This window comes from Candidatus Endomicrobiellum pyrsonymphae (assembly GCF_020328025.1).
In the GTDB taxonomy this organism is placed as follows: Bacteria; Elusimicrobiota; Endomicrobiia; order Endomicrobiales; family Endomicrobiaceae; genus Endomicrobiellum; species Endomicrobiellum pyrsonymphae.
Window position 1 is genome coordinate 1 of record NZ_JAIXMZ010000048.1, and the last position, 9,157, is coordinate 9,157.

The following is a 9,157-nucleotide window of genomic DNA, read 5'->3' on the forward strand; positions in this document are numbered from 1 at the left end:
TTTAACCATTTGTACCACCTTTTATTTTGAAATACTAAAAACACCTAGAATAACCGCAACTGCGACAAACAACGTGTCTCTTATCACCCTCTATCCTAATCTTGTCATCAATTAACGTACTTTTATTGAGCTACTCTTATCACCCTCTATCCTAATCTTGTCATCAATTAACGTACGTTAATTGAGCTATAATTAAAACTTCTTTTGAAAATTTGTTACTTAAAACATACTTACAACCTAATTTGTGAACTTCTAGTTCTTTCTTATAGAGATGACGGAATTCCTACGATTGATAATTTAATACAGATGTTGTCGAAATACAAGAAAGAAATAGAAGTTCACAAATTAGGTTGTAAGTATGTTTTAAGTAACAAATTTTCAAAAGAAGTTTTAATTATAGCTCAATAAAAGTACGTTAATTGATGACAAGATTAGGATAGAGGGTGATAAGAGGCACGTTGTTTGTCGCAGTTGCGGTTATTCTAGGTGTTTTTAGTATTTCAAAATAAAAGGTGGTACAAATGGTTAAAAATGATAAGTGGATAAAAAAGATGGCGCTTGAGCGGAAGATGATAGAGCCTTTTGAAGCAGGACAAGTTAAAAATGGGAAAATTTCTTTTGGAACGTCTTCTTATGGGTATGATATGCGTCTTTCAAACGAATTTATGGTTATGAAAAAAAATTCAGATCTTCTTGATCCTAAACAATCGCAAGATGGATTGTTCGAGTCTGTAACAGTTAAAGACTATATAGAAATTCCCAGAAATTCTGTAATTTTGGGTAAAACCGTAGAATATTTTAGAATTCCAAGAGATATTATAACTATTGCATTCGGCAAATCTACATACGCAAGATGCGGTATTTTTGTAAATATTACTCCTTTCGAACCTGAATGGGAAGGTTTTGTCACGCTTTCAATAGCAAATATTACATCTGTTCCTGTAAAGGTTTACGTCAATGAGGGTATAGCTCAGGTTCTATTTTTAGATGTAAGCGAAGTTTGTGAAGTTTCTTATGCAGACAGAAAAGGAAAATATCAGGCGCAAAAAACTATAGCTATGGCAAAAATTTGATACAATACGAGAAAATAATAGTGAAGGAAACAAAATGATTCTGATATTAGATTTTGGTTCACAATATACGCAGTTGATTGCAAGGCGTATAAGAGAAGAAAATGTATATTGTGAGATATATCCCGGTAATAAGCCGATAAAATCCTTTTACGGACTTAAAGATTTAAAAGGTATAATTCTTTCAGGCAGTTATGACAGCGTTTACTCAAAAGGCGCCCCATGTCCGGATACTAAAATATGGAAACTTGGCGCCCCGATTTTAGGGATATGTTACGGCATGCAGCTTATAGCAGAACATCTTGGCGGGAAAGTTGCTCCGTCGAAAAATAGAGAGTTCGGTCTTGCAAGTGTCAAAGTAGAATGTGGGTGTTATTTGTTTGACGGTCTTAACTCAAAAGAAACTCTTTGGATGAGCCACGGCGATAAGCTCGTGAAAATGCCAAAAAGTTTTAAGATTATCGCAAAATCAGCTAACTCACCCTACGCTGCTATAGAAAATGTGGCAAAGAATATGTACGGCGTTCAGTTTCATCCGGAAGTAAAACATTCTGTTAATGGTAAAAAAATCATTCAAAATTTTATATTTAAAATTTGTGGTTCCAAGCGCGATTGGACCATGAAATCTTATATTGTAGATGAAGTTAAAAGAATTCAAGAACAGATCGGTGAAAGTAAGGTGCTGTGCGCTCTTTCCGGAGGCGTTGATTCCTCTGTCGCAGCTGTAATGCTTCATAAAGCTATAGGCAAGCAGCTTATGTGCGTTTATGTTGATCATGGCTTGCAAAAACTTGGCGAAACTGAGAGAGTACGTAAAGTGTTTGGAAAAATGTTTGGAAAAAATCTTGTTATGGTTGATGCAAAAAGAGTATTTTTATCAAAACTTAAAGGTGTAACTGATCCGGAACAGAAAAGAAAAATTATAGGACATACTTTTATAGAGGTTTTTGATAAAGAATCTAAAAAATTAAAAGGTATAGATTTTCTTTTGCAAGGCACGATATATCCGGACATTATAGAAAGTGTTTCCATAAAAGGCGCTAAATCGCCGATTAAAAGTCATCATAATGTCGGCGGACTTCCTGAAAAAATGAAAATGAAACTTGTGGAACCGTTGAAATTTTTGTTTAAAGATGAAGTCAGGTCACTAGGCAGAGAGTTGAAAATTCCTGCAGAAATTATAGATAGACAACCTTTTCCGGGTCCTGGTCTTGCGGTAAGAACACTGGGAGAGATAACCGAGGAAAAATTAAATATTCTAAAAGAAGCTGACAATATAGTAACTGAAGAAATTAGAAAAGCCGGGCTTTATGAAAAAATATGGCAATCTTTTGCTGTAATACTACCTGTCAAAACTGTTGGTGTTATGGGTGATGCCAGAACTTATGAGCATGTAATTGTTATTAGGGCGGTAAACTCAGAAGACGCAATGACGGCAGATTGGGTAAAACTTCCTTACGAGTTGCTTGAGAAAATGTCTTCTCGTATTATTAATGAAGTTAAAGGCGCTAATAGAGTGGTTTATGATATTTCAAATAAACCTCCTGCAACTATCGAGTGGGAATAATGAAAAAATTAGTGACATTTTTAATTTTAGCGACTGTCCTTTTTTGCAGTTGTACAAAACCTCAAAATGCTAGTGGCAGGTATGCGGCATCTATACAAATCAAAGGTTCTGACACCATTGTAAATCTTATACAAGTTTGGGCAGAAAAATTTGTAGCGCAATATCCGACGTACAATATAGGCGTTACAGGAGGTGGATCAGGTACAGGCTTTGCCTCTTTAATCAATAAAACATGCGATATAGCAATGTCTTCGCGTAGAATAGAAAAAAAAGAAAAGCTTTTGGCAAAAAGTAATAATATAGAGCCTGTTGAGTTTAAAGTTGGGCTTGATGGTTTAGCAGTTCTTGTAAATAAAAATAATCCTGTTGACAAATTAACATTAGTCCAGTTGCGGGATATTTTTATGGCAAAAATCACAAATTGGAAAGAAGTTGGCGGAGAAGACCGTAAAATAGTAATTCTTTCAAGAGAGAGTAATTCAGGAACACATATGTTTTTTAAAGAGCGCGTTTTAAGACAAAACGGCAAGAGCGCTGGAGATGAGTTTTCTGTTCATTCTCTGATGATGCCATCTTCACAATCAATATGTGATGAAGTTTATCAAAATCCAAATGCGTTGGGATATGTTGGTATGGGTTTTTTAAATGACAGAGTAAAAGCTATTTCTGTGGCTATAGACGAATCAGGCGGATATGTGTATCCTACGTCAGAAAATGTGATGAATGGAACATACCCTATTTCAAGACCTTTGTATTTATACACAAATGGCAATCCTAATGGGATTGTTGAAATGTTTATTGAATACACTTTGTCCGAGGCAGGTCAGGAAGTCGTTGTAGAAACAGACTTTGTGCCAATCAAAAGACAAAAATAAAATATAGTCGACTACAAATAGTGTAATTTTGTCATTGTGAAGAAATTGGCTGGTGTCGTCAAAAGGACTAAAATGAGAAAGAGTCTGGACACTGTAATTGAAACGATAATTTTTATATGTGGTATGCTGTCTATTGTTTTTGTGGTTTTAATTTTTGGTTTTTTGTTTAAAGAAGGGTTTGCTTTTTTTAAAGATTTTGGCGTATCAAAATTTATTACCGGACAATTTTGGTATCCTTCTTCAGAGCCTGCCTCGTTTGGAATCCTCTCTCTAATTTTAGGATCTATTTTAGTAACTGTTGGGGCTTGCTTAATAGCTGTTCCAATAGGTATTATGACTGCCCTTTTTATTTCAGAAATTGCGCCAAAAGGTGTACGCGATGTTTTAAAATCTTTAGTTGAATTAATGGCTGCAATTCCAAGTATTGTGATAGGTTTTGTTGGAATGGTTACAGTTGTTCCTTTAGTGAAAAATATTTTTAATCTGTCGACAGGGCTTACAGCTTTTGCGGGCGCAATAATGCTTGCTTTTATGGCTATACCTACGATAGTAACTATATCTGAAGATGCAATTCGCTCAGTTCCTTGGCAGTATAAAGAAGGCGCTCTTGCTTTAGGCGCTACCAAGTGGCAAACGATAAGAAGAATTGTATTGAAAGCGGCAATGCCCGGAATAATAGCTGCTATAATGCTTGGCATAGGTAGGGTTATAGGCGAAACAATGGCAGTAATGATGATAACAGGAAATGCCGCGCATATTCCTCATTCAATTTTTGACCCTGTTAGAACTATGACTGCTACAATAGCTGCAGAAATGGGAGAAACTGTCAGAGGAGGCATGCACTACAGATCGTTGTTTGCTATAGGTCTTGTATTATTCATAATAACGTTTATAGTAAATTTTACGGCAGATTTATTTCTCGGAAAAAAGAAGAATAGATGATAAAATTAAATCCTAAATTATCACAGAAATTTTCGTATTTGCTTCTTTGTGTGGCGACTATTTTAGCCATCGTTCCAGTTGTTGTGATAATATTTATAATTATAAAAAATGGAGCATCTGCTATCAGTTGGGAATTTTTGACTTCTATGCCTAAAAACGGCATGTGTGGCGGCGGAATTCTTCCTGCGATAGTAGGAACGCTTTCAATAGTCCTATGCGCTGTTTTAATAACTTTGCCTATAGGAGTTTGCGCGGCAATTTATTTAAACGAATATGCAAAAGATAATTTGCTTACGAGAATAGTTAAACTTGCTATTGTAAATTTGGCTGGCGTACCTTCTGTTGTTTATGGATTATTTGGGCTTGGTGTTTTTGTTATGTTTTTAAAATTAGGAGTTTCCATTATTGCAGGCGCTTTGACGTTGTCTATAATGGAATTGCCGGTTATTATAACCACAGCGCGAGGCGCTTTGAGTAGTGTGCCTTATTCATTTAGAGAAGCAAGTTTATCGCTTGGTGTAAGTCGCTGGCAGACTATAAGACATGTAGTTCTTCCAAATGCTCTTCCGGGCATTTTAACGGGCGCAATCCTTAGCATTGCAAGAATATCGGGTGAAACAGCGCCAATACTGTTTACTGCCGCAGCATTTTACGTTCCTCATTTACCTCATTCGCCGTTAGATCAAGTTATGGCTTTGCCATATCATTTGTTTATCATTTCAACACAAATTCCAAATATGCCAAAGAATATTATATATGGAACTGCTCTTGTTCTTTTAATGATGGTTTTAACAATGAGCTGTGTTGCAATTGTTGCAAGAATTTACTTTAGGAAACGTAGAAAATGGTAAATAAAATTAAAGTAGAAAATTTAAGTTGTTACTATAATGAAAAATGTGTTTTGGAATCATTGAATATTGATGTTGTCCAAAATGAAATTCTGAGCGTTATAGGTCCGGCAAACAGCGGTAAAACAACGTTCTTAAGAACTTTAAATAGAATGAACGATTTAGACATAACGTATTCTCGTAAAGGCGATGTTTATCTTGATGACAATAATATTTTTGATATGAAGATGGAAGATTTGAGAAAGCGCGTCGGTATGCTTTTTGCAATGCCTATACCTCTTCCTATGAGTATATATGAAAATATTATTTATGCTCCAAAGCGACTTGGTCTTATTACAAGAAAATCATATCAAGATACTATAGTCGAGCGAGCTTTAAAAGACGCTTCTTTGTGGAACGAGGTCAAGGACAGACTTAATTCTTCAGCAATGAGAATGTCTGGTGGGCAACAACAAAGACTTTGTATTGCAAGAATTCTTGCAGTTAATCCTGAAGTTATTTTGTTTGACGAGCCTTGTTCCGGATTAGACCCCGTATCTACTGTAAAAGTTGAAGAATCGATGCTTGAGCTTAAGCAAAAATATACCATAGTGCTTGTTACAAACAATGTAAAACAAGCATCGCGCGTCAGCGACAGAACGGCATTTTTTCTTACGGGAAAACTTGTGGAGATTGATAAAACCGCTAAGTTATTTGTGTCGCCGAAAGAGAAGACAACTGAGGATTATATCACTGGTAGATTCGGTTGATAATTATGACGGCTTCAATATTTTGTGGCTACAGCATTGAAAAACAAGAGCTTATGTACCAATCGCTGCGCTATAATTCTAGCGCGCTGCGCTATCGGTTTTTTTCGCTTCGTCACAAATCTTGAAGCCTGAAAGAAACAAATGTACGACTTCTTAGCAAGTCTAAATAGCATACATCTATTTTTGAGTCAACGTGTAATTGTCCCAATATAAAGTTAGTTGCCTGTAGTTTATTTCGCGCTTAGAAATGCTTATTCTGTGATGTAGGTTAAAAGGAAATTCGTTTATGTCAATAATAGAAATAAAAAATTTTAATTTATACTACTCTGAATTTCACGCTCTTAAAAACATTAATATTAGTATTGAAGAGAAAAGAATTACCTCTATGATAGGTCCGTCAGGTTGTGGAAAGTCCACGCTTTTAAAGTCTATAAACAGAATAAATGATACAATAGAGGGCGCGCGTACGAACGGAGGGATAAATATTTCCAATCAAAATATTTATGCCGATAATGTTGACGTTGATTTTTTAAGAAGAAATGTCGGTATGGTATTTCAAAGACCAAATCCGTTTCCTATTTCAATTTATGAAAATGTTGCTTTTGGTTTAAAAGTAAACAGAATAGCTTTAGATAGAAATGTTATAGTAGAAACCGTGGAAAAAAGTTTGAGAGCCGTTCTGTTGTGGGACGATATTAAAGATAAACTTAATAAGTCGGCTTTGGCATTGACTTTGGAGCAACAGCAAAGACTTTGTATCGCAAGAGTTATTGCTGTCGCGCCGCGTATTATTCTTCTTGACGAACCTTGTTCTTCTCTTGACCCTGTAGCAACACAAAGAATTGAAGAATTGATGATTAAGTTGAAAGATAATTATACGATTGTAATAGTAACGCACAATATGCAGCAAGCGGCGAGAGTTTCGCATGATACTGCTTTTATGCTTCTTGGCGAGCTTATAGAGTTTGATAATACGGAAAAGATATTTACAAATCCAACCAAGAAAGAGACTGAGGATTATGTAACCGGTCGTTTCGGTTGATATAATAGCGCTTGAGTAGTAGATTGTATGACAGTCATGGTTGTTATGCTAAATGAGCAATGCGACTGAAGCATCCAAATGAATGGATTCTTCACTTCGTTCAAGATGACAAACAACGGCAAGGAGGAAAAAGTATGCGGCATTTTGATGTTGAAATGAGTGATTTGCAAAATCGTCTTCTTGATATGGCGGGGCTTGTTCAGGAAATGATAAAAGCTGCAACTCAAAAACTTGTAGAGAGAGATTCAAAAAAACTTGATGTTGTATCTTCTCTTGAAAAAGAAGTTAATGTACAAGAAATAGTTATTGACGATAAATGTCTAAAGTTGATAGCTTTAAACCAACCTGTCGGCGCTGATTTAAGATTTATAACTTCGGCCATGAGAATTAACAGCGATTTGGAAAGAATGGGCGATGAGGCTGTAAGCATAAGTGAAAGAGCTTCGGATTTAATAAAATATGTTCAGCTTAAACCTCTCGCTGATATTCCTAAGATGGTAGAAATAGTTCAGAGCATGGTAATGGATTGTATAAAAGCCTTTAATACAAGCGATGCGGAATTAGCATTATCAGTGCTTGCAAAAGACAATGAAGTTGATTCTTTAAGAGATAAAGTTATTAACGATATTAAAAATTTGATGTTTAAAGCTTCAGATATTGATGTTATAAATGGAGCTGTGGATTTAATGTTTGTTGCAAAAAGCATAGAAAGGCTTGGCGATCACGCTACTAACATAAGCGAAGATATTATTTTTATGGTTCATGGAAAAGATATTCGTCATCCAAGGAACTGCTAAACTAGAGAAAACGATGATGGAGCGCCACCGCCACTCCCACTTACCACCGTCCCCTGTCGTCCCCTTTGACACACTGGTACAGGAGTGAGATTCCAAGATATACTGCTCCTGTTGTCACTAATAATATAAGTCCCGCTAATGTGGAACTAAGCAATGGTCTCGCTATTATTTTGTCTTCATAACTGGGACTAATTCTTAGTTTTCTTATCACTTTTCCCATTGTTAGCGCAAATGAGACTCCTACTTCGTCTTGTTTCGTATCAGGTTTTGTTTTCTTTGCTTCTTTTTGCATCTCCACCGTTTCTTTCTTTGCGTCTTTGACTTTCACCTCTTTCACCAGTACTGGAGGAGACACACATTTCCCATCTTTCACTACACTATACATTCGACCGCCGGAGTAGGCTCAACATCTGTACATCTCTCGCTACTAGATTGGATACCTTTGTTCCGCTCCCACCATTCTTGTTTCCTCCGCATGAACTCAATACCAAACTAAATACGACAACAACACTTATCACTTTCTTGAAATTAACCACTCTAAATACCATTCAGTTCTTGTAGTCCAGACTCTTTAAATTCTTCTTACTTTGTTCTTCAGAATCTAAACTCTATTTTCGTACTCTTTTAAATAATCAATCACAACTGTTGTCATTATACAAATTTAATCCCTTACTTTTAACATTTCAACCTTGAAAATTACACAATCAAAATAATCAAAACAATCAAAATTCAATCAAAGATCTTTGTCTTCTTTCTACCCTTGAATCTTCCTGCCTCAAACCTTCCTGCCAGCAAATGTAACCGTCGCTATTATATTCAATCCGATTATATCAATTTAAACCTTCTAGGAGTTTAATGGACACTGAATTATGACTGCCATATTTGTATTATATCAAACCTTCTAATTTACAAGAAAAAAAAGAAGCTCACGAGCAATAATATATACCCGTGAGCTTCTTTTTTTAAAATGTAAAACCCGAACTGCAAAGACTTTTTATTCTGCAATTACAATCATCTCTCCTGCAACATCTTTCTCGTCTCCAAATTTGTTTTCAACGCCACCATCATTCCTTCCTCAGCATTCTGCCATTTTCGCCATATTGCTTACATCAATCAAACGACGTCGTCGAATTCGGGCACGTCGAGGTCGCTAATATCCTCTCAACCAATATTCTCTTTCTTTTTCTAGCCCTCACCCCTCGCCACTTGTTACTTTTGTTGCTTGTTGTTTTGGGTTTGTTGCTTGTTGTTTTGGGTCTGTTGCTTG

General features: G+C 35.9%; 10 protein-coding genes. 9 read left to right on the forward strand and 1 reads right to left on the reverse strand.

Annotation, left to right across the window (positions count from 1 at the left end; genetic code table 11):
- Positions 1-204: 204 nt before the first annotated feature.
- The 9 genes from LE180_RS04885 to phoU all read left to right on the forward strand — a co-directional run bounded on the left by LE180_RS04885 (position 205) and on the right by phoU (position 7,890).
- Entirely contained in the window at positions 205-408 is a 204-nt protein-coding gene (locus LE180_RS04885) for a hypothetical protein (protein WP_374134342.1), read from the forward strand.
- Positions 409-521: 113 nt separating this feature from the next.
- Positions 522-1,073: a dCTP deaminase gene (gene dcd, locus LE180_RS04890; RefSeq protein ID WP_374134343.1), complete on the forward strand. Its 552-nt coding sequence runs from the start codon at positions 522-524 to the stop codon at positions 1,071-1,073.
- Between the two features lie 34 nt (positions 1,074-1,107).
- Positions 1,108-2,637, forward strand: coding sequence for a glutamine-hydrolyzing GMP synthase (gene guaA / locus LE180_RS04895; RefSeq protein WP_374134344.1), 1,530 nt, complete (start codon positions 1,108-1,110; stop codon positions 2,635-2,637).
- Positions 2,637-3,512: a phosphate ABC transporter substrate-binding protein gene (locus LE180_RS04900; RefSeq protein ID WP_374134345.1), complete on the forward strand. Its 876-nt coding sequence runs from the start codon at positions 2,637-2,639 to the stop codon at positions 3,510-3,512. The genes guaA and LE180_RS04900 overlap by 1 nt, the downstream gene beginning before the upstream one ends.
- 72 nt (positions 3,513-3,584) lie before the next feature.
- A complete protein-coding gene (pstC, locus tag LE180_RS04905; RefSeq protein ID WP_374134346.1) occupies positions 3,585-4,454 on the forward strand; it encodes a phosphate ABC transporter permease subunit PstC in 870 nt (289 codons plus the stop codon).
- On the forward strand, positions 4,451-5,305 hold the full coding sequence (gene pstA, locus LE180_RS04910) for a phosphate ABC transporter permease PstA (protein WP_374134347.1): 855 nt from the start codon (positions 4,451-4,453) through the stop codon (positions 5,303-5,305). Before pstC ends, pstA begins: the two co-directional genes overlap by 4 nt.
- Entirely contained in the window at positions 5,299-6,051 is a 753-nt protein-coding gene (locus LE180_RS04915) for a phosphate ABC transporter ATP-binding protein (RefSeq protein WP_374134348.1), read from the forward strand. The genes pstA and LE180_RS04915 overlap by 7 nt, the downstream gene beginning before the upstream one ends.
- A gap of 286 nt (positions 6,052-6,337) precedes the next feature.
- On the forward strand, positions 6,338-7,093 hold the full coding sequence (gene pstB / locus LE180_RS04920; protein ID WP_374134349.1) for a phosphate ABC transporter ATP-binding protein PstB: 756 nt from the start codon (positions 6,338-6,340) through the stop codon (positions 7,091-7,093).
- Positions 7,094-7,227: 134 nt separating this feature from the next.
- Entirely contained in the window at positions 7,228-7,890 is a 663-nt protein-coding gene (phoU, locus tag LE180_RS04925; RefSeq protein WP_374134350.1) for a phosphate signaling complex protein PhoU, read from the forward strand.
- A gap of 40 nt (positions 7,891-7,930) precedes the next feature.
- On the opposite strand, the gene LE180_RS04930 is transcribed toward phoU, so the two are convergent.
- Entirely contained in the window at positions 7,931-8,275 is a 345-nt protein-coding gene (locus tag LE180_RS04930) for a hypothetical protein (RefSeq protein ID WP_374134351.1), read from the reverse strand.
- Positions 8,276-9,157 lie beyond the last annotated feature (882 nt).

Coding starts and splice junctions, on each gene's coding strand:
- LE180_RS04915 (WP_374134348.1), top strand. CDS start 5,299: ATGGTAAATAAAATTAAAGTAGAAAATTTAAGTTGTTACTATAATGAA.
- guaA (WP_374134344.1), top strand. CDS start 1,108: ATGATTCTGATATTAGATTTTGGTTCACAATATACGCAGTTGATTGCA.
- pstB (WP_374134349.1), top strand. CDS start 6,338: ATGTCAATAATAGAAATAAAAAATTTTAATTTATACTACTCTGAATTT.
- LE180_RS04900 (WP_374134345.1), top strand. CDS start 2,637: ATGAAAAAATTAGTGACATTTTTAATTTTAGCGACTGTCCTTTTTTGC.
- pstA (WP_374134347.1), top strand. CDS start 4,451: ATGATAAAATTAAATCCTAAATTATCACAGAAATTTTCGTATTTGCTT.
- phoU (WP_374134350.1), top strand. CDS start 7,228: ATGCGGCATTTTGATGTTGAAATGAGTGATTTGCAAAATCGTCTTCTT.
- LE180_RS04930 (WP_374134351.1), bottom strand. CDS start 8,275: ATGTATAGTGTAGTGAAAGATGGGAAATGTGTGTCTCCTCCAGTACTG.
- dcd (WP_374134343.1), top strand. CDS start 522: ATGGTTAAAAATGATAAGTGGATAAAAAAGATGGCGCTTGAGCGGAAG.
- pstC (WP_374134346.1), top strand. CDS start 3,585: ATGAGAAAGAGTCTGGACACTGTAATTGAAACGATAATTTTTATATGT.